We start from the raw sequence: 19,687 nt of genomic DNA on the forward strand, positions 1-19,687 counted from the left end.
ATGGTAAATCATGAGCCAGACCACGCCCCCTTCCGACGCGGCCCTTGCGGGCAGCTTTTCGGTCTCGCCCGGTGCCGCTGCCCGGATTGTCGAGATCATCTCCCAGCAGGGCGAGCCCGCGGGGCTGGCCCTGCGTGTGGCCGTGCTGGCCGGGGGCTGTAACGGCTTCCAGTATCAATTCAAGCTCGACACTGACCGGGCAGATGATGATGTGGTGATCGAACAGGACGGCGCAACGGTTCTGGTCGATCCGGTCAGCCTGGACCTGCTGGGTGGGGCCCAGCTGCAATTCGTGGACAAGCTGATGGGGGCGCATTTCACGGTCGCCAATCCCAACGCAGCCTCGTCCTGCGGGTGCGGTACGAGCTTTTCCCTCGCATGAGCTTTACCTTCGCAAGCTGGAACGTCAATTCCATCCGCCAGCGTGAGAAACACGTGCTCGACTGGCTCGACCGCGTCAAACCGGATCTGCTCTGCCTGCAGGAACTGAAATGCGAGACGCATCTCTTTCCGGCAAGCTTTGCAGAGGCCGGATATCATCCGGTTGTGGTGGGGCAGAAAGGCTATAACGGCGTTGCCATGCTGGCGCGCACGCCTGTCGACGTGGTTCATGAGCGCCTGCCCGGCTTCGCCAACGAAGCCGCCCGCTATGTCGAAATCCGCATGGCAGGCATGACGATCGGCAATCTTTATCTACCCAACGGCAATTCGGGCGGGGCAGAAGGCTTTGCCACCAAGCTCGACTTTTTCACGGCACTTGCCGAGCGGGCCAGAACCCTGCGTGATGAGGAAGCCGATTTCCTGTTCACGGGTGATTTCAATGTCTGCCCCACAGATGAGGATTTCGCCCCCGGGGCCCTGAGCCCGGGCGATGCCCTGCTGCGCCCCGAGAGCCGCGCAGGCTGGCATCGTCTGCTCTGGCTCGGGCTGACTGATGCATTGCGCGCGCTCAAACCTTCGGGACGGCATTACACGTTCTTCGATTATCAGAACGCTGCCTTCCAGCGAAACGCCGGCTTACGCATCGACCATGCCCTGCTGTCGCCAAAACTGGCCGAACGTCTTGTATCGGTCACGCCCGACCGTGATGAGCGGGGGAAAGATCAGCCATCGGATCACATCCCGCTGATTGTTGCGCTGGCTTGAATACAGGGCTCTGTTGGCCGTTGCTTGAGAAAGGCGCGACGGCCTTTGCAGCCCCCCCCCTCATCCGGCTGTCGCGGCACTGGCCGCACCCGCGCGAAAACGCATTCGGGGCGCGACCAAGAGCCGACACGCTCTTGTCGGGTGTCGGCATGGCCGTCAATCGAAAGCGAAGGGCTCGCGTCAGGGGCAGCGAGGGCTTGGCAGGGTTGTCAGGCTCTCGATCTGGCCTGACAGAACATAATCACCAAAATCGATCAGCAACCTGTCCTCGACGCCGTTCGTCCAGAGGCGGTCGCTATACGTCGAGTCAGGCAGAAACGCTGCGTTGCCGACGCCAAAGCTCGCTACCGAGACCGGCACGGCGCTGAGCCTTTCAAAGATCGCATTGGGGCTATCTGGCTTCACCTGCACCAGTCGCCCCAGCGTGGCATAGCTTGGCGTCGCGCCATCGGTCGAAGCCCCATCGAACAGATCACGCTCCAGATGCAGTACGCCCTTATGCGCGCCATCGAGCAATTGAAGGGTGAACTGCGTGGGAAAGACGACCCGTGCCGGCAAGGTCATGACCTTGGCCTCTGGCTTGGTAGAGCGCACCACCACATTGCCATTGCGCTGGCGTCTGGCCTCTCCGGCGGTCTCGCTGGTGGTTTCGTTATCCTGAGTCTGGACCGTCCGGAAAATGAAGGACCGGCCCTTCTTGTCCTCGAGCGTTGCCGATTGATAGCTCAGTGCCGAGACCGTGCCATCGGCACCGGTCACCTGCACATCGAGCTTCTGGCTGACAGACCAGGCATCGCACAGATCATGAATCTGGTAAGTGGCCTGACCACCCGCCGTTGCCAGCGACCCCGCCTTGAGACGAGCGAGATCGAGCGTGTAGGTCACCTTATGGGCGAGCAAGGCTGGCTCGGCCTTCGGGACTTGCGCCGCGTGTGCCGGGGAACCCAGACCGTAAAGAGCCAGCCAGAAACCCGACAGCGTACTGGCACCTGCCGAGGCCACAGCCCGAAGGCAGAGCATCGCAGGCGATGCTCCTTTTGCCCGGCTCAACCGCATTGCTCTGCTCCGAGGGGGTCTCAGGCCGCCCCGTCCTTCTGGCCAGCTTCTTTTTGTCCCCCGTCCTTGACGACCGCAGCCTTGGGCTTGGGCGGCAGGATGGCGAGCGAAAGCTCTTTCAGGCGCGCGGGCTCAACCGGCGCCGGGGCTTCCATCATGAGGTCTTCACCGCTCTGGTTGAGCGGGAACAGGATGACCTCACGAATATTCGGCTCATCGGCCAGCAGCATCACAATGCGGTCCACACCCGGTGCCGAGCCACCATGCGGCGGGGCGCCATAACGGAATGCGTTGAGCATACCGCCAAAGCGCGCCTCGACCACGTCCTCGCCATAGCCGGCAATGGCAAAGGCACGGATCATGACTTCCGGCAGATGGTTACGGATCGCGCCCGAGGAGAGCTCGATGCCGTTGCAGACGATATCGTACTGATAGGCCTTGATGGTCAGCGGGTCCTGCGAGTTCAGCGCCTCAAGCCCGCCCTGCGGCATGGAGAACGGGTTGTGCGAGAAGTCGATCTGACCCGTCTCCTCATTGCGCTCGAACATCGGGAAATCGACAATCCAGCAGAAACGGAACGCGTCCTGCTCGATCAGATCGAGTTCCTGCGCGATGCGCGTACGCACCTGACCCGAGAACTTGACCACGGCATCGCCTTCGCCTGCGGCAAAGAACACGGCATCGCCCGCCTTGAGGCCACAGGCTTCACGAATGGCCTCAACGCGATCGGCTTCCAGATTCTTGGCAATCGGGCCCTTGCCGCCATCTTCCTCGAAGATGATGTAGCCCAGACCGCCCGCACCGACATCGCGCGCCCAGCTATTGAGCTTGTCGAAGAAGCCGCGCGGACGCGTCCCGGCACCGGGGGCCGGAATGGCGCGCACTTCGCCGCCATTGGCCGCGATACGGGCAAACAGGCCAAAGCCGGAATTGGCAAAGGCTTCTGTCACCGTGCTGATCAGGAGCGGGTTGCGCAGGTCCGGCTTGTCGGAGCCATAAAGACGCATTGCCTCGTCATAGGGGATACGGCGGAAAGGTGCCGTGTCGACCTTGCGGCCCTTGCCGAACTCGGCAAACAGGCCGCTCAGCACGTCTTCCAGCACGGCAAACACGTCTTCCTGCGTGGCGAACGCCATCTCGAAATCGAGCTGATAGAACTCGCCGGGGCTGCGGTCAGCGCGTGAGGCTTCATCGCGGAAGCAGGGCGCGATCTGGAAATAGCGGTCGAAACCCGCCACCATGGCCAGCTGCTTGAACTGCTGCGGTGCCTGCGGCAGCGCATAGAACTTGCCCGGATGCAGGCGCGCAGGCACGAGGAAGTCACGCGCGCCTTCAGGCGAGGACGCGGTCAGGATGGGCGTCTGGAATTCGGTAAATCCGTGGCCGATCATGCGCGAGCGCATGGAAGCGATGACTGCCGAACGCAGGCGGATATTTGCCGCCATCTTCTCACGACGCAGGTCGAGGTAACGATATTTGAGGCGCAGGTCCTCGGGGTAGTTCTCGTTGCCCGCCACCTGAAAAGGCAGCACGGCGGCATGGGAGCGAACCTCGATCTCGCGTGCGCGCAGTTCAATGGCGCCCGTAGGGAGATGCGGGTTGCGCTGGCCGTCTTCACGCGCCACGACTTCGCCCGTCACCGTAATCACGCTCTCGACGCGCAGACGCTCTACTGTCTCCAGCAGATCCGTCCCCGAGGGGATGACAATCTGGGTAACGCCGGTCTGGTCGCGCAGGTCGATGAAGAGAAGACCACCATGATCGCGCTTGCTGTGAACCCAGCCCGACAGACGGACGGTCTGGCCGGCGTCGCTTTCGCGCAGGGCGCTACAGCTATGCGTGCGATAAAGGTGCATGGGCGTCTTCCTGATTCGTAACCACGGGGTTGCGGGGGTGTTCCCCCCGCGAATGAAGCGCAGGAAGCCGCTCCACCCCTTGTCTGTCAAGCATCGTCGAAGGTGACGGCTTCCTTCGCCATCTCTTTTGGACGTCCCGCCATGGCGAGACCCACAATTTTATCACCCTTCAGATAACGTGCGGTGAAATCGAAACGATCCGTCTCGCCGTCGATCTCGACCCTGTCGAAGCTCTGGGGCCAGCCGAGATATTCGATCTTGCGGTCATATTGCTGCGTCCAGAACCACGGCACAGGCAATGTCCCGCCGGGCAGGCCCAGCATCGTGCGTGCCGCGATACGCGCCTGACACTGTGCCGTGCGCCAGTGCTCGATGCGGTAACGCTGGCCGTCATGCGCCATGCTGGCGATATCGCCCACCGCATAGACATGAGGGGCAACCCGCATGGACTCATCCACATCGAGCCCGCCCTGATTGTTGATGGCAAAATCAGGCAGATAATCCAGCACCGGGCTGGCACCGATACCGGCCAGAACCACATCGGCGCTGATGGTGCTTCCGTCATCCAGCGTCACAGCGCTGACTGCCTTGTCTCCCTCAATGGCCTTCACCTTACGCGAGGCGATGAAGGCAACACCTTTCTCCTCATGCAGGCTGCGCATGGCACCTGCCACGCTGTCGCCAAGCTGCTTCTGGAATGGCAATTCGCTTTGCGAGACCACCGTCACGCCAGCCCCACGCTTGCGCAACGCCGCCGCCGCCTCCATGCCGATAAAGCCGGAGCCGATCACGACGACACTCGTGTTCTTGTCCACCGCCGCGATAATCTGCTGGGCGTCCTGCGCGGAGCGAAGCCCATGCACTCCTTCCAGCGTGGCGCCGGGCACATCCAGCTTGCGGGCGCGAGAGCCGGAGGCAAGCAGGATATGATCCGGCGTGAACGGATTACCCTTCTCCAGCGTGATCAGGCGGGTTTCGAGATCGACCTTGACCGCCCGATCAACCAGCCGCTCGATCCTGTGCGCGTCATACCATTCTGCCGGGCGCAGAGCCGGAGGAGGTGCCCCCTCCTCACCCGAGCCAAGCACCATCTTGCTGAGCGCTGTGCGGTCGTAGGGCAGGTCGGGCTCTGGGCTGACCAGTACCACGCGTCCGGCAAAGCCCTCCTCGCGCAAAGTCACGGCCGCAGCAATCGCCGCCGCCCCGGCCCCGATGACGGCAATGAATTCGTGCTCGCGCATGGGGGCTGGCGCTGTCTGGCTCATGGGCTGTTTGCCCACCAGCACGCGATCATCATGAACTTCAACAGGGTAGCGATTGAGCGGATCGAGAGCGGGCGGCTCGATCAGGCGACCACTCTCGGCCGAGAAACTCGCCTTGTGCCAGGGACAGACAAGCTGCACATCGCCCTGCAGCGAGCGGCAGGCCACGCCCTGCTCCATCGGGGCCCCCTTATGCGGGCATTTTCCGTCGAATGCCCGGATCTGATCGCCTGAGCGATAAAGAACCAGCGCCTTGTCACCGATGGTAAAGGGCGTGATGACCTCCTCTGGAAGGTCATTCAGGGCCATAACATCGGTCCAGTCCAGCAGATCTTGGCTCATGTCGTTTCCAGTGCAATCGGATGAATCAGTGTTGGATACCAATTGCAACGCCGGGAAACGGATCCGGTTGGGGCCTCTGGCTTGCGTCATCCCCCCGAAAGCAGCGCATGACGTCAGCAAGCCCGGGTCGTGTCATGACGGGATACGGTAGCGACCAGTGTGAGACCTTCGCCTGCCTCCCCCGATCTGTCCGCGCAGAGGAGAACGCCCGACAGCTAGCGGGCCCGTGCCATTAGCGAGTCATGAACCACCTTGTTTGTCCGCCCGAAGGAAAGCGGCGTCACGCTCACATGTTTCTCGGCGATGGCACGGGTTTCCGTACCGGGTGCGTCGCTCTCATGATCGCGCTTGAGATGCAGCCAGTGATAGGCCGCGCGGCGCATATCCTCGCGCGCCACAACCTCGACATCGCGCAGCAGCCCGCGGCCCTGCGTCGTTACCACGGCCTCCTTTGCCTCACTGGCGGGACAGGCAGGAAAATTGATGTTCAGGCAGGCGGGCTCCGGCAGCGCGAGGGGGGCGAAGGCGGCAATGACATCAGGTGCCAGTTTTCGGGCTGTTTCCCACGGCACATTATTGCCGTCGCTGAAAGCCTGACTGAGCGCAAATGCAGGCAGGCCGAGAAGCATGGCTGTCATGGCCGCCCCCACCGTACCTGAAAACACCGTCTCGACGCCCAGATTTGCCCCACGATTGACCCCGGACAGAACAAGGCTCGGGGCCGCGTCACCCAGAATATGCCGTGTTGCAATGGCCACACAATCGCCCGGCGTGCCGGTCACGGCAAAGCGCCTTGGCCCATGCTGATGCACTCGCAACGGGTCGTGCAGGCTGAGTGCATGCGAAATTCCGCTTTGATCCCGCGCCGGGGCAACCACCCATACATCATCCGACAACTGCGCCGCCACGTCCTGGAGGACCGCCAGACCGGGCGCGTCAATGCCGTCATCGTTGGTCAGAAGGATACGGCGGAAAACAGGATGGCTCATTAGGGAGTTTCTCCTCACGGATAGCGGGACGGACAAAAATCATGCCCCGATGCCGGACATGGACAAGCGACCCTGTCACGATCTGTCGGCGGGCAAAAGAAAACCCGGCGTGAGGGCCGGGTTTTCCAGAAATCAGTCGTGGGTCTGAGGCTTCTGCGTTAATTGCGCTGAGGCCGCATAGCCCGGAGATCCGCTCGGATCAGGCCATGATGACGGGCTCAGAAGGAATCGTCGCCCCAGCCGCCACCACTGTCACCACCCCAGTCTCCGCCGCTATCGCCGCCATTATTGCCCCAGTCATTGGCGTCGTAGTTCTGCCCGGCGTCCTGACCGCCCCCGGCAAAGGGATCATTACCCGCACCGCCGTAATTGTTGTTGATGATGGTTTCACCACCACCAAAACCACCGGCAACATCGGCGCCATGATGGCCCGAAAACAGGCTTTCAATGGCGTTGGCAGCCAGCATACCGCCTGCAACACCCGTGGCCGTGGTCAGTGCCGAGCCGAGAAAGCCCGACCCGCGCTGCTGGAACATGCCGGTCGAGTAGCCCGGGGGTAGATTGGCCTGCGGCGGCGGAGCGTAGCCCTGTTGGCCATAACCCTGCTGACCGTAGCCTTGCTGGGGCTGACCACCCCAGCCCGGAGGCGGTGCCGATGACTGCTGGCGGTTACCGCCGCCAAACAGACCACCAAACAGGCCGCCACCGCCCTGCGGGCGCTGCTGCTGTGCCTGTTGCAACTGGGACTGCGCCTGCTGCAACTGGAACTCGAGCTGGCGGATGCGGTTCTGCGCTTCGGCCAGCGCCACTTCCTGCACCACAGCCATCTGGGTCACGCGGTAGCGGGCTTCAGGGTATTTCTGGAAGTTATCCGCAATCCAGCGATCCGCCTCGGGATCGACCGGAGGCAGATTGGCCGGGGCCTGAGAGCCGCCAAACCCGCTATTCGGCGCTCCGCCGACGCGGGCAACGAACTGCGAAATAAGATCACGCTCTTGCTGGTTCATGGGGATGACTCTCCATCCGGTCAAAATGATAACGGCATATAATGTGGTTTGGGTCGGAAAGAGTTGCAAGTGCCCGGCTCAACGGCCCGGCCTATTGAATGCCGCGCCTGCGATTGGCTTGTTTGGGCTGTCGGGGTAGAACAGGGCAAGTGAACAAGACCGGAGCCTCGATCCTTGACCCCCTTGCCCGAAAACGGCGGACGCCCCCTTTCCTTTCAGGATCTGATCCTGCGCCTGCACCAGTTCTGGTCGGCACAGGGCTGCGCCCTGCTCCAGCCCTATGACACAGAGCTTGGCGCGGGCACGCTCTCGCCGCACACCACCTTGCGGGCATTGGGGCGCAAGCCGTGGAAGGCCGCCTATGTGCAGCCCTGCCGCCGTCCCTCAGATGGCCGCTATGGCGAAAACCCGAACCGTCTTCAGCATTATTACCAGTATCAGGTGCTGCTCAAGCCAACACCCGAGGACAGCCAGCGCCTGCTGCTCGACAGCTACCGTGCCATCGGGATTGATCCGGAAAAGCACGATATCCGCTTTGTGGAAGATGACTGGGAAAACCCGACCATCGGCGCCTGGGGTCTGGGCTGGGAAGTCTGGTGCGATGGCATGGAAGTCACGCAGTTCACCTATTTCCAGCAGGTTGGCGGCATCCCGACCGTCGTACCCTCAACCGAGTTGACCTACGGGCTCGAGCGTCTGGCCATGTATGTGCAGGGCGTCGAAAACGTCTATGACCTCGACTTCAACGGTCAGGGCCTGAAATACGGCGATGTCTTCCTGCGCGCCGAGCAGGATTACTCGCGTCACAATTTCGAGCTGGCCGATACCGAAATGCTCATGCGTCACTTCCGTGATGCCGAGGCGGAGTCTGTCCGTCTGGCAGAAGCCGGTGTCGCCCAGCCTGCCTATGACCAGTGCGTCAAGGCCAGCCATCTGTTCAACCTGCTCGACTCACGCGGTGTGATCTCGGTCTCGGAGCGTGCCTCTTACATCGGTCGGGTGCGCAATCTTGCGAAGCTGTGCTGCGAAACCTGGCTTGCTGGCGACGAGGAGTCGAAATAATGGCCGAATTCCTTCTCGTTCTCGATTGCGAGGAAATTCCCGCCAGGATGCAGGAAACGGCGGGGCAGGATCTGGCCCGTCTGGTCAGTGAGGCCCTCTCGCCCCTGTCACCCGTAAACGTCACAGCTTTCTGGGGCGCGCGCCGTATCGGCGTCTCGCTTGAGATCAACGATCAGATTGCTGAAACGACGCAGTCCGAGCGCGGCCCGCGCGAGAGCGCGCCAGAACAGGCGCTTGCCGGCTTTCTTCGCAAGCACGGTGCCGAGCGCGATGCGCTCGTGCTCGAAAACGGTTTCTGGGTGCTCAATCGCACACTGCCAGCCATCACCGCTTCCCAGCAGATTGCAGCGACCATTCCGGGCCTGCTCTGGCGCTTTCCCTGGCCCAAATCAATGCGCTGGGGACAGGGCAGCGCTTTCACCTGGGTACGCCCCCTGCGCCGCGTGATCTGCCTGCTTGACGGCAAGCTGGTGCCTTTCAGCCTCGCTACCGACACCGATGATGCCCACGGGCTCGTGGCCGGTACGCAGACCGAAGGCCATCGTTTCATGGCACCGGAGGCGTTCGAGGTGACGTCCTTCGAGCAGCTCAGGAGCGAGCTGTTTGCCCGCAAGGTCGTGCTCGACCCGGCGCAACGCCTGTCGATCATTCGCGACGGGTTGCAGGCTCAGGCAGGGAGGGCCAGCCTGACCCTTGTGCAGGATGACAAGCTGGTCGAGGAAGTTTCGGGTCTGGCCGAATGGCCCGTTGCCCTGCTCGGGCGTATCGACGATGCCTATATGGATCTGCCGCCTGAGGTGATGCAGGTCTCGATGCGCATCAATCAGCGCTATTTTGCGCTGCGCACGGCGGACGGCAAGGCAGCCCCGCATTTCGCATTCATCGCGAATATGGACTTCGCCGATGGTGGCGCCCTGACCATTGCAGGCAACGAGCGCGTGCTGCGGGCACGCTTTGCCGACGCCCGCCATTTCTGGGATCTCGACCGCAAGACGACGCTGGCCGATCGTGTTGCGGCGCTCGATGCCGTGACCTTCCATGCCCGCCTTGGCAGTCAGGGTGCGCGCGTCCAGCGCATCGTGACGCTGGCCGGTATCGTGGCGCGGGCGATGGGGCTGGATGACACCGCACAGAACCACGCAAAACGGGCCGCCCTGCTGGCCAAGGCCGATCTCACCACCGGCATGGTCGGTGAGTTCCCCGAACTTCAGGGGATCATGGGTGGCTACTACGCCCGTCATGACCACGAAGGCGATGCGGTTGCGGATGCGGTGGCAGAGCATTACATGCCGCGCGGCCTGAATGACGACACACCGCGTGCGCCTGTCTCGGTCGCCGTGGCTCTGGCAGACCGTCTGGACCTGCTGACGGCCTTTTTCGCCATGGGCGAGACGCCAAGCGGCTCCGGCGACCCCTATGCGCTGCGTCGCGCGGCGCTTGGGATCATCCGCATCATTCGTGACAACCAGCTGCGCCTCGATCTGACAGCCCTGATCGCACAGGCTGCGCAGAACCTGCCCGAAGGCCTGCGCGAAGGCGGCGAGCTCGCCGCCCTGCCCGGCTTCCTGGCCGAGCGCCTGCGCGTGCAGCTTCGCACCGAGGGCGAGCGCCATGATGTGCTCGCCGCTACACTGGCAGGTGGACTGGATGGCGACCTCGTACGCCTTCTGGCCCGCACCTCGGCATTGGCCGAGATGGTGGACACGGATGACGGACGCAACCTGCTGGCGGCCAGCAAGCGCGCCGCCAATATCCTGCGTATCGAGAACCGCAAGGACGGCCCGCATCAGGGTGAACCCGATGCGGCCCTCTATGTGCAGGATGAGGAACGCGCTCTGGGCCACGCTCTTGCGTGTGCCCGCAAGGATATCCACGATGCCTTGGTGGCAGAGCGCTTTGCCGATGCCATGCGTGTGGCAGCAGGGCTGCGCCCGAGCCTCGATCAGTTCTTTGCCGAGGTGACGGTCAATGATCCCGAGCCTGCTCGACGCCTCAACCGCCTGCGCCTTCTGGCCCAGATTGGTGAGACACTGACCGAGATTGCCGAGTTCGTCCAGATCGAAGGCTGATATCGACGCCTACCCCTGTCTCCGACGCCTGAAGCGCTGGAGACAGAAGGCTTCCTGCCTGAGCTGAAGGTTGCGCCGCCCTCAACTCTCGCGCAACCATCCTGCGGACAGTGCGGCCGCAAGCTGTACCCGGCGGTTTCGTCAGCCACAGCCTATCTTCTCATCAGACAAAAGCGCCCATCTGGGCTTGAGGAATGCATCGTCGCGGGTGTTGGCTGATATCAAGGCCCGGCACACAACTTAAGCCGTAACTCCGCGAAAAGGCTCCCACACGTTCCCGGCTCCAGCTCATGAACGATGCCTCCTCAAACTTCCCAGAGCCCAAAAAGAGTCACGCGGGGTTCCTCGCGCCTGCGCTCTGTCCATGATCCGTGTCGACAGGAAAAAGAAGCGGTCCGCGCCGAGCTTCCTGCTCAGTGCCCTACTGTCTCGCCCGGCGGGGCGCGTCCGTGGCCGACCAGACTGGCATCCTGATAGGCCGGTCCAAACGCACCGATCGATGTGCCTGTTGTCGGATCGTGCCCCGGTGCTCCATTTCCTACAGGGAGAAACTGCCGCCCGAAATCCACGATCCTGCCCATCGCGGTGCGCCGTAAAGGCGGTGCCGCCATCGGGCGAGGCATTGGCGCGGGCTCCCAGCGTCCCGATCCCGCCAACGGGCCATTTGAGGGCGGAACTATCTTGCCGGCAGGCATATCGAACCGGAGCGGCAGGACGGTCAAGAACCCTTTCGCACGAGCCGGATAAGGCAGTGAGGCAGCCGCGCAGGCAACAACTATCATTCTCCGCACACGGTCCTGGATCATCTCGAACCTTCCCGAAGAGTCAGTGAGGCGATCTTCAGGTCTCGATCCGGAGTCGCGCAACAGTTTTACGGGTCGGGCGCTTTTTCCTGTCCCTAGCCCCCATATTTCCCAGGCGATTGTTCAATACCTAAGCAGCAACCCCAAGGATACGATGCCTGCAACAAACCGCGGCCACACCAAGGATACTGTTCATGAAAATCGATCGGTGCGATCCATAATATCAATTGGATCGATTGACCCACACCCCTGATAGTCCCTGAGACGCGAGGGAGTAGGAAACCATGGACAGGCCATATGAGATTGTCATTATCGGCGGGGGAGCCAGCGCAACCCTGCTTGCCCATGTTCTGAAAAGACAACATGGACGGAATTGTCTGATCATCGATCCCAACGCCAACCCGACTCTCGGGATGGCCTATGGCACGCGGTGCATCGGCCACCTGCTCAACGTTCCTGCCTGCGGCATGAGCGGGCTGGCGGACGAGCCGGATCATTTCGTGCAGTGGCTACACCGACACATTGATCCGGGTATCGCACCCGATGCCTTCATCCCCCGCGCGATTTACGGCCTCTACCTCCAGCACCTGTTTGATGAAAGCGGCGTCGTCTCCGTGCGGGGCAAGGTGGTGGCGTGCCATGCTGTCGCCAGGGGTTTCAGGCTTGTTCTGGCCTCCGGAGAAATCGTCATGGCGCAGCAGGTCGTTCTGGCCCTTGGCAATTTCCCGCCTGCCATGCTGCGTGGCACAACTCCTGAAGTCATGCGCGACCCGCGTTATCATCACAATGTCTGGGATAGCGGAGCCGGTTACCGCAATGCCGCTGCCGAAGATATGGCCACGAAGGGCCGCCTCACCCCGTTTGCCCCTGAGGCAACATTACTGATGATCGGTAGTGGCCTCACCGCCATCGACATGGTCATGAAGGCGCGCCTCGCCGGACATGCGGGACCGATCCATCTCCTGTCAGGACATGCAAGCCTGCCGAAGTCTCATAAACCCGGCCAGAAATCCGTCGCGCCTGTTATCAGCGTCGAAAAAGGCGCCGATCACAAAGGCGCCCGTCTCAGCCGATATGTCCGCGAGTTTCATGCAGCGCTGAGGCTGGGACTGGACTGGCGCAGTGCGATCGACAGCCTACGTCCCATCACCAATATCTTGTGGGCGACGCTTTCGCAGACTGAACAGGCGCGGTTCAATCGTCATCTCAGGCGTCGATGGGATGTAGCGCGTCACCGCATCGCACCACAGATCGCCGCTTTCCTGCACGATGCCCTTCAGGAGGGCACGCTTAAACTTCACGCCGGCCGTGTCACGTATATCGAGGCGCAGCCTGAAGGCCTGATCGTGACAGCCAGCCATGCCGGGGGCCAGACGCGCTTTCGCGCTGATCATGTGCTGAATTGCACAGGTCCCGATCTCGACTACGCGCGTGTCGGATCGGCCTTGCTTGAGCAGTTATTTGCTTCGGGGCTCGCCTCGCAAGGCCACCGGGGCGCCGGGCTGGATACGGGCAATGATAGCAGGCTGATCGACGCCAATGGCGAAAGTCCTCATGCCCTCTACACACTGGGACCCGCCCGACTGGGAACACTGTTCGAATCCATCGCCATTCCGGAAATCCGCCAGCAGGCCTATGATCTCGCCACACGCCTCGCCAGCCCTTCAGCCGTCCAGACACCAAAGGGCGCGTCTGCTTCCCCCCGTCATGAAAGCCGTTCCTGATGATTGCCCGCTATACCGACCACGCCGCCAATGAACGCACTTTTCTGGCCTGGGTGCGTACGGCGCTGGCGATGGTCGCCATCGGGTGCATGCTGGCAAAATTCAACATTTTTCTGCGCCTTATCAGCAGCGAGCATCATGCTGCCATGCCGGTCCTGCCGGGGTCCTCAGCCTGGATCGGGGTGGCGACCATCTGTGCCGGGCTTGCCCTTCTGCCTGCAAGCTGGTGGCGGTTTCGCAAGGTCAAGGAAGCCCTCTCGGCAGAAGAACCCCGTGAGATCACGCTGAGTGGACTGGAGGGTATCTTCTGTCTGCTCCTCTGCGCCCTGATCGGCGCCATTCTGCTCTCGCTGCTCGGCGTTCTGCCTTCATGACGCTTGACCAGATGCGCATCTTTGTGGCGGTCGCGGAACGCGAGCATATGACCCGTGCAGCCGAAGCGCTCTGCCTGACCCAGTCAGCGGTCAGCCATGCCATCATGACGCTGGAACAGACATTCGGCCTCGTCTTTTTCGATCGTATCGGGCGGCGCATACGCCTGACACAAGCGGGCGCGCTCTTTCTGGAGGAAGCCCGTGCAGTTCTCAAACGCGCCGGGGCGGCCCAGCAGCGCATGCGCGCCCTCACGACGCTCGATGAGGGGTCGCTGCATCTCTGGGCCAGCCAGACCATCGCCAGTTACTGGCTGCCCGCCCGTATCAACCGCTTTCATGAACAGCATCCGGCTATCACGCTGGAAGTCACCATCAGCAACACCGAGGATATCTGTCAGCATCTGCTGGACGATACGCTGGCCATGGGGCTGATTGAGGGCGTTGTGGCGGCCCCCACCCTGACAGCCACATCGGTCGCAACCGATCAGCTGCTGCTCGTGGTCACTCCCGAGCACGAATGGGCCCGCCAACCGCCCTGCCCCCAGGACCTTGCCGGTTCAGACTGGATCCTGCGCGAAAAAGGCTCAGGCACCCGTGCCAGCTTTGAAAAAGCGGTGGCAGACTGGGGCGTTGACCGCGCTGCCCTGTCTGTCGTGATGGAGCTGACATCTAACGAGGCAATCGCCAATGCTGTCGCAACCGGCAATGCAGCCACGGTGCTTTCGGCCAGTGTGGTCGCTGGCTTGATCGAGAACGGGCTGCTGCATCATGTCGGCATCCGCTTCCCCGAACGTCATTTCTCGCTTGTGCGCAACGCCAGAGCGCTTTCCCCCGCAGAGAAAGCATTTATCGCCTTGCTTTGAACGCTTCGGTTAGCGCAAGGCGGTCGCATAGCCACACCAACCGGGCCTTTTGGCCCCTTCGTGCGATGACGAGGGCATTCTGACCGAATTGCCGGCCCAGTACACGGGCTCTGTCAGGCGAGAGCGGCACTGCGAAAAACGGCTCCTGCCACTGCCCCAGCACACCCTCACCACAGAGCACCACCGGCGTGAACCCTGAGCCAGACGAACGCAACGCACGGTCGAGTGTCGCATGCAAAGCCGTCATGGCGCGCTGATTGTACCGATCAGGCATACGCCTGCCACCAGGATTACAGGCCCCGATCAGCACAAGCGCCGGAACGGAAAAAGGCCACGGCCTGAGTGTCTGCCCGATACGCAGGGTAAAGGGCGGAATCCGATACGCCGTGTCATGATAGGCACGCAGGATCGCCGGGCCCGGCGGTCTGATCCTTCTCACAGATCCGGATTACGCTCGACAACATCGCGCTCGTTGCGATGAACCCAGGAAGAAAGCAGCAGGCCAAAGCCGAACATCATGGTGAGCATGGCCGAACCGCCATAGGAGATGAGGGGCAGCGGCACGCCACCCACCGGAATGACCCCCATGACCATCGACAGATTGACCGCGCAGTAGAGGAAGAAGTCGACCGAGATGCCCAGAGCCAGCAGCCGCCCGAACTGGTTGCGACTACGCATGGACATGAGCATTCCCCCGACCACAAGCGTGGCCAGGAGACCAATGACCGAAACCGCGCCGACATAGCCCCATTCCTCACCAATCATGGTGAAAATGAAATCGGTCTGTTTTTCCGGCAGGAAGTTCAACTGCCCCTGCGTCCCGCGCAGATAACCCTCGCCCCACATCCCGCCCGAGCCAAGGGCAATCTTGGACTGGATGATGTTGTAGCCAGCGCCAAGCGGGTCATGCTCAGGGTGCAGGAAGGTGTCGATGCGGGCCTTCTGGTAGTCATGCAAATGCGCATAGACGAACTTGCCTAGGAACGGCACCGGCGCCACCAGCAGCACGATCTGCCAAAGGCGCATGCCCGCAGCAAAGAACATGGTCGCACCGATGAGACCGATGATGACAGCCGTACCCAGATTGGGCTCCTTGAGCACCAGAACCACTGGCAGGAGCGTCAGCAAGGCGGGCGGGATCAATCGGAGCGGATTGCCCATGCGCTTGATGTCGATGCGATGAAACCAGCTCGCCAGAGCCAGGACCAGAGCAATCTTGGCGAATTCCGAGGGCTGAAACTGGATACCGGCCAGGTTGATCCAGCGCTCTGCGCCCTTACCCACATGGCCCATGCGCAGCACGAGGGTCAGCAGGGTGATGGCCATGAGGTAAATCGGAATGGAGAGCAGACGCAGCACTCTGGGGCTGGTAAGCGCAACCACGATCATCATCACCAGACCAAAGCCGAACCGAACCATCTGCGGGCGTGCGAAAGGCTTAGCCGTGCCGCCTCCGGCTGAATAGAGCGCGAGATAGCCGACCCCGGCCAGAGCGCAGATGAGAAGCACGTAGAGCCAGTTGATCTGGAGAAGCTTGCCCAGAAGCCTGAAACTCGGCTCGGGACGCCACAGGCGTTTCTGCCAGTTCATTACTCGGCGTCCGCGACGGCCTGACCGGGGGCATGGTCATGATTGACCGGGTCGCGCGTGAGCGTGTCGGTCATGATGTCCCGCGCCAGAGGGGCCGCGGCATCGGCACCGCCATTGCCATGCTCGATCACAACGGCAATCGCGTAGCGTGGCGCGTCATAAGGAGCGAAACAGATGAACAGCGCGTGGGGGCGCTCTTCCCAAGGCAGGTTCATCGAATTGAAGTGACCACTCTCACGCAGGGCACGTGAAACGCGTCGCACCTGCGCGGAGCCCGTCTTGCCTGCCATGGCCACATCGGGAATGTTCAGCCGGGCCTTGGGCGCGGTGCCTCGTGGTGCATTGACCACATCGAACATCCCCTGCCGGATAACGGCAAGATGCGTGTCGGGAATATCGAGCACAGGCGCGGCATCAAGCGGCGTGTGCTCGGAATCCTTGTCATTCACCTTGCGCACCAGATGCGGCGTGACATTCCGGCCGGAGGCGATGCGCGAGACATAGGTTGCAAGCTCGAGCGGCGTCACCTGCACGAAGCCCTGCCCGATACCGGCATTGACCGTGTCGCCACCATTCCAGTGGAAGCCGTGCTTCTGCCGCCATTCCGGCGTGGGGATCACACCCGCACGTGTATGGGGCAATTCGATATCGAGCTTGGTGCCAAGACCAAACCCGTTGGCCATCGCCTTGATCGGCTCCATGCCGATCTTGCGCGCTGCGAGATAGAAATAGACGTCGCAGCTATACATGAGCGCCTGCTGCATGGTGATGCTGCCATGTCCCCAGCGCGACCAGCAATGAAAGCGAACGCCGCCCATATCGTAATAGCCAGGGCAGGTAAACCGGTCCTGAGGGCTGATCTGCCCTGACTGCAATGCGGCAAGCGCCACGGCGGGCTTGAATGTCGAGCCCGGTGGGTAAACACCCGCCACGGTCTTGTTGATGAGCGGTGTCCGGACGTTGTTCGTCCACTCGATCCATTGGGCATGGCTCACGCCGGAATCGAAAAGCGACGGATCGAATGACGGGGTGCTGACCATGGCCAGAACCTCGCCGTTGCGGCAATCCATCACCACAACGCTCGCCGCCTGATCACCAATGCGGTTAAGCACCATCTGCTGCAAGCCGGCATCGATGGTCAGGACAACTTCATCGCCCTGCTGACCGTCCAGGCGGTCCATCTCGCCCATGACACGGCCCTTGGAGTTGACCTCCATCTCGACCGAGCCCGGCTCGCCACGCAGCAGGAGATCCTGCGTCTGCTCGATGCCCGCGCGGCCCGCGCGCATACCGGGCAGCGCCATCATGGGACTTGAGGCCACATCGCGCTCGTTAGGCGGGGCAACATAGCCGACGATATGCGCGAGCTGCGGCCCATAGGGATAAAGGCGCGTCGTTCCCACATCGATCAGCACGCCAGGCAGGCTGGGCGCGTTCAGTTCGATACGCGCCATATCGTCCCAGCTCAGGAAGTCCTTGAGCGCAACAGGCACATATTTGCGGATATGACGAAGGTCGCGCTCGATACGGGCCTGGTCGCGCTCGTCCAGCGCGATGATCTGACCGAAACGGGCAATCGTTGCGTGCAGATCGGTCGTCTCCTCAGGCATGAGAAGCGCCCGCCAGTTGACCTTGTTGCCAGCAAGCTGGATGCCGAAGCGATCGACAATCTGGCCACGCGCCGGGGCCAGCAATCGTTTGCTCGTGCGATTGCGCGCCGCCAGATCGCGCAGGTGGTCCCCTTCATGCACCTGAAGATCATAGAGCTTCTTGCCCAACACGCCGAGCACACCGGCCTGCGTTGCCAGAACAAGAAGCGCCCTGCGCGTAAAGACACCGCGCGAGGGGGTGATCTCCTCGCGTTTGGCACGTGCCCGGGAAGGTGGAGTCCGCCTGCTCTTTCTCATCACGCGGCAAGGATCCCGAGCCTAAGACAGGTCACAACATCGCCTTCGCCGGTCGGACGTTCAACACAAGGCACTGCGCTGTAACGGGACGTAAGGGTCAAGTCGGGGCCTTCAGGCTTGCTCGGGGTTGGCCACTGTACGACGCGCCCAGGCAAACAGCGCGCTCAGTGTCGGATAGATACCAATCGTCACCGCTGCCTGAAAGAGACTCGGCCCCGGAGACAGCAATGCCAACGACCCGATACACGCGATGATCCATCCAAACAACGACAAAACAAGGGCAAGAGCCCCTAACAGCGCCCAGCCGAACAGAAAGCTGATCCGGCTCAAACCATAGCGCCACAGATGCGCAACGCCATGAAACACAAGCATCGAAAAAAGAAACACACCCGGCGGCCCGAAGCTCAGCGCCTCACAGATCACCCCCACACAGAACGTCATGAAAGGCGTCATGGATTGGGGGCGATGCGAGGACCAGAAAAACACGGTACTCGCCGCGATGCCAAAACAGAGCTCGCTCTGGCCCGGCAGGCCAAGCCCTGCCGAGAGAGTGAGTGCACAGACGACCACAAAAAGCGACGGCATGAGGGCACGTACAAGTCCGTCGATACGCCGACGCAGGGTTTGTCGGGGAGCAATGCCGGGATGGATATCAGGGGGCAGACGATGGGAAACCATGGTGTCAGCCCTGCCCGCGCACGGGCTTCTGGAACGGAACGAAAGGCAGTTCCGGCGCAACCGGCATGGGCGGGGTGAGATGGACGCGCCCCGGGGCATCGGGACCGTTATGGTCAGCGATCATGTAGTTGAACACACGAACGATATCAGGGTGATCCAGCGCTGCCTCCGGCACGACGACCGGTGAACCGGGACGCAGGTAATGCACTGTACCGACCACCAGCCCACCCGGCATGCCCGCAAAAGCCCCGTGATCACGCCCTTCTGGTGCGGGCTGTTCGCCTGTGACCACGCGCTCACCCTCTACCGGGCGGTTATCCTGCGCATAATAGATCAGACGCGGATAAAGCGAGCCATCGCCGGCCATGATGGCGTTGCCGCGTGACGCGGTGAGCATGACCGGGATACGGCTCGCTTCGTCATTGATCATCAGGATACGCACCGTATGCGACCCGGTTTCGGTTACGCGGCCCAGAAGGCCTGAGGCATCGAGCGCGACGTCACCCGGCACGATTCCATGATCGTCACCCACTGCCAGCAGAATGGAACGGCCATATAACCCGCCCGCATCGCGAAGGGCATGACCGCTGACGAAGTTGGGCGCGTTGTCAGGAATCCAGTGCAGGCTGGCCTTGAGCTGCGCATTCTCATCCGCGAGCGCTACAGCAACATCATACCAACGGCGCAGTTTCTGGTTTTCGGCCCGCAGGCGAGCATTTTCGCCGGCGATATCGGTCAGCCCGACAAGAGACTGACGGAGGTGCCCGAAACCTGTACCCGGGGCCGCCATCAGGCGATAAGCCGGAGAAAGCCCGTCGGCGAGCTTCATGCGCAGGGAATCAACCGCCGGTCGTCGGGTCAGACCAAGCATGATCAACCCGACCGCCAGAATGAAGAAAAACGGCAGCATCAGCTTCGCGAGTGCATGTCGTCCCTGTATCGACAGCATCGACGGGATG

18 protein-coding genes are annotated in these 19,687 nt (G+C 62.0%); 7 read left to right on the forward strand and 11 right to left on the reverse strand.

Annotated elements, in window-relative coordinates:
• Positions 1-10 precede the first annotated feature (10 nt).
• On the forward strand, positions 11-382 hold the full coding sequence (locus P792_RS28130; protein ID WP_023978657.1) for an iron-sulfur cluster assembly accessory protein: 372 nt from the start codon (positions 11-13) through the stop codon (positions 380-382).
• Entirely contained in the window at positions 379-1,146 is a 768-nt protein-coding gene (gene xth, locus P792_RS0119025) for an exodeoxyribonuclease III (RefSeq protein WP_031240768.1), read from the forward strand. Before P792_RS28130 ends, xth begins: the two co-directional genes overlap by 4 nt.
• A 180-nt stretch (positions 1,147-1,326) precedes the next feature.
• On the opposite strand, the gene P792_RS28135 is transcribed toward xth, so the two are convergent.
• From P792_RS28135 to P792_RS28155, 5 genes are all read right to left on the reverse strand, one after another.
• A complete protein-coding gene (locus P792_RS28135; RefSeq protein ID WP_023978658.1) occupies positions 1,327-2,166 on the reverse strand; it encodes an EipB family protein in 840 nt (279 codons plus the stop codon).
• 56 nt (positions 2,167-2,222) lie between these two features.
• Positions 2,223-4,058 (reverse strand): aspartate--tRNA ligase, encoded by a 1,836-nt coding sequence (gene aspS, locus P792_RS28140; protein ID WP_023978659.1) that lies wholly within the window; start codon positions 4,056-4,058, stop codon positions 2,223-2,225.
• A gap of 86 nt (positions 4,059-4,144) precedes the next feature.
• On the reverse strand, positions 4,145-5,662 hold the full coding sequence (locus P792_RS28145; protein ID WP_023978660.1) for an FAD-dependent oxidoreductase: 1,518 nt from the start codon (positions 5,660-5,662) through the stop codon (positions 4,145-4,147).
• A 215-nt stretch (positions 5,663-5,877) separates the two neighbouring features.
• Positions 5,878-6,651, reverse strand: coding sequence for a 5'/3'-nucleotidase SurE (gene surE, locus P792_RS28150; protein WP_023978661.1), 774 nt, complete (start codon positions 6,649-6,651; stop codon positions 5,878-5,880).
• Positions 6,652-6,869: 218 nt separating this feature from the next.
• Positions 6,870-7,658, reverse strand: coding sequence for a DUF2076 domain-containing protein (locus P792_RS28155; protein WP_023978662.1), 789 nt, complete (start codon positions 7,656-7,658; stop codon positions 6,870-6,872).
• Positions 7,659-7,832: 174 nt separating this feature from the next.
• On the opposite strand from P792_RS28155, the gene P792_RS28160 reads away from it, so the two are divergent.
• Positions 7,833-8,720: a glycine--tRNA ligase subunit alpha gene (locus tag P792_RS28160; protein WP_031240773.1), complete on the forward strand. Its 888-nt coding sequence runs from the start codon at positions 7,833-7,835 to the stop codon at positions 8,718-8,720.
• Positions 8,720-10,789, forward strand: coding sequence for a glycine--tRNA ligase subunit beta (glyS, locus tag P792_RS28165; protein ID WP_023978664.1), 2,070 nt, complete (start codon positions 8,720-8,722; stop codon positions 10,787-10,789). The genes P792_RS28160 and glyS overlap by 1 nt, the downstream gene beginning before the upstream one ends.
• A 413-nt stretch (positions 10,790-11,202) precedes the next feature.
• Here the strand turns inward: glyS and P792_RS37055 are convergent, their stop codons facing one another.
• Positions 11,203-11,412 (reverse strand): hypothetical protein, encoded by a 210-nt coding sequence (locus P792_RS37055; RefSeq protein WP_152530191.1) that lies wholly within the window; start codon positions 11,410-11,412, stop codon positions 11,203-11,205.
• A gap of 464 nt (positions 11,413-11,876) precedes the next feature.
• Here P792_RS37055 and P792_RS28175 point away from each other — a divergent pair, with 464 nt between their 5' ends.
• Genes P792_RS28175 through P792_RS28185 form a run of 3 tightly spaced genes read left to right on the forward strand, consistent with a single transcriptional unit; the run spans position 11,877 to position 14,553 of the window.
• Positions 11,877-13,316, forward strand: coding sequence for an FAD/NAD(P)-binding protein (locus P792_RS28175; protein ID WP_023978666.1), 1,440 nt, complete (start codon positions 11,877-11,879; stop codon positions 13,314-13,316).
• On the forward strand, positions 13,316-13,690 hold the full coding sequence (locus P792_RS28180; protein WP_023978667.1) for a YidH family protein: 375 nt from the start codon (positions 13,316-13,318) through the stop codon (positions 13,688-13,690). The genes P792_RS28175 and P792_RS28180 overlap by 1 nt, the downstream gene beginning before the upstream one ends.
• On the forward strand, positions 13,687-14,553 hold the full coding sequence (locus P792_RS28185; RefSeq protein ID WP_023978668.1) for a LysR family transcriptional regulator: 867 nt from the start codon (positions 13,687-13,689) through the stop codon (positions 14,551-14,553). Before P792_RS28180 ends, P792_RS28185 begins: the two co-directional genes overlap by 4 nt.
• On the opposite strand, the gene P792_RS0119030 is transcribed toward P792_RS28185, so the two are convergent.
• From P792_RS0119030 to mreC, 5 genes are all read right to left on the reverse strand, one after another.
• Complete coding sequence (locus P792_RS0119030; protein ID WP_051395872.1) at positions 14,537-14,992, reverse strand: DUF3293 domain-containing protein; 456 nt, start codon at positions 14,990-14,992, stop codon at positions 14,537-14,539. The genes P792_RS28185 and P792_RS0119030 overlap by 17 nt on opposite strands.
• Complete coding sequence (gene rodA, locus P792_RS28190) at positions 14,989-16,143, reverse strand: rod shape-determining protein RodA (RefSeq protein WP_023978670.1); 1,155 nt, start codon at positions 16,141-16,143, stop codon at positions 14,989-14,991. Before rodA ends, P792_RS0119030 begins: the two co-directional genes overlap by 4 nt.
• Positions 16,143-18,050, reverse strand: a complete 1,908-nt coding sequence (mrdA, locus tag P792_RS28195; protein ID WP_023978671.1) for a penicillin-binding protein 2 — start codon at positions 18,048-18,050, stop codon at positions 16,143-16,145. Before mrdA ends, rodA begins: the two co-directional genes overlap by 1 nt.
• A 111-nt stretch (positions 18,051-18,161) precedes the next feature.
• Positions 18,162-18,728 carry a hypothetical protein gene (locus P792_RS28200; RefSeq protein ID WP_023978672.1) on the reverse strand — a complete coding sequence of 189 codons (567 nt, stop codon included), beginning with the start codon at positions 18,726-18,728 and terminating at the stop codon, positions 18,162-18,164.
• 4 nt (positions 18,729-18,732) lie between these two features.
• On the reverse strand, positions 18,733-19,677 hold the full coding sequence (gene mreC, locus P792_RS28205) for a rod shape-determining protein MreC (protein WP_031240780.1): 945 nt from the start codon (positions 19,675-19,677) through the stop codon (positions 18,733-18,735).
• Between the last annotated feature and the right edge of the window lie 10 nt (positions 19,678-19,687).

The sequence above is a fragment of the Asaia sp. SF2.1 genome, from assembly GCF_000505765.1.
Classification (GTDB): Bacteria; Pseudomonadota; Alphaproteobacteria; order Acetobacterales; family Acetobacteraceae; genus Asaia; species Asaia bogorensis.

Coding starts and splice junctions, on each gene's coding strand:
- P792_RS28155 (WP_023978662.1), bottom strand. CDS start 7,658: ATGAACCAGCAAGAGCGTGATCTTATTTCGCAGTTCGTTGCCCGCGTC.
- rodA (WP_023978670.1), bottom strand. CDS start 16,143: ATGAACTGGCAGAAACGCCTGTGGCGTCCCGAGCCGAGTTTCAGGCTT.
- P792_RS28200 (WP_023978672.1), bottom strand. CDS start 18,728: ATGGTTTCCCATCGTCTGCCCCCTGATATCCATCCCGGCATTGCTCCC.
- glyS (WP_023978664.1), top strand. CDS start 8,720: ATGGCCGAATTCCTTCTCGTTCTCGATTGCGAGGAAATTCCCGCCAGG.
- P792_RS28135 (WP_023978658.1), bottom strand. CDS start 2,166: ATGCTCTGCCTTCGGGCTGTGGCCTCGGCAGGTGCCAGTACGCTGTCG.
- surE (WP_023978661.1), bottom strand. CDS start 6,651: ATGAGCCATCCTGTTTTCCGCCGTATCCTTCTGACCAACGATGACGGC.
- P792_RS28145 (WP_023978660.1), bottom strand. CDS start 5,662: ATGAGCCAAGATCTGCTGGACTGGACCGATGTTATGGCCCTGAATGAC.
- aspS (WP_023978659.1), bottom strand. CDS start 4,058: ATGCACCTTTATCGCACGCATAGCTGTAGCGCCCTGCGCGAAAGCGAC.
- P792_RS28175 (WP_023978666.1), top strand. CDS start 11,877: ATGGACAGGCCATATGAGATTGTCATTATCGGCGGGGGAGCCAGCGCA.
- P792_RS28130 (WP_023978657.1), top strand. CDS start 11: ATGAGCCAGACCACGCCCCCTTCCGACGCGGCCCTTGCGGGCAGCTTT.
- P792_RS37055 (WP_152530191.1), bottom strand. CDS start 11,412: ATGCCTCGCCCGATGGCGGCACCGCCTTTACGGCGCACCGCGATGGGC.
- mrdA (WP_023978671.1), bottom strand. CDS start 18,050: ATGAGAAAGAGCAGGCGGACTCCACCTTCCCGGGCACGTGCCAAACGC.
- mreC (WP_031240780.1), bottom strand. CDS start 19,677: ATGCTGTCGATACAGGGACGACATGCACTCGCGAAGCTGATGCTGCCG.
- xth (WP_031240768.1), top strand. CDS start 379: ATGAGCTTTACCTTCGCAAGCTGGAACGTCAATTCCATCCGCCAGCGT.
- P792_RS28180 (WP_023978667.1), top strand. CDS start 13,316: ATGATTGCCCGCTATACCGACCACGCCGCCAATGAACGCACTTTTCTG.
- P792_RS28185 (WP_023978668.1), top strand. CDS start 13,687: ATGACGCTTGACCAGATGCGCATCTTTGTGGCGGTCGCGGAACGCGAG.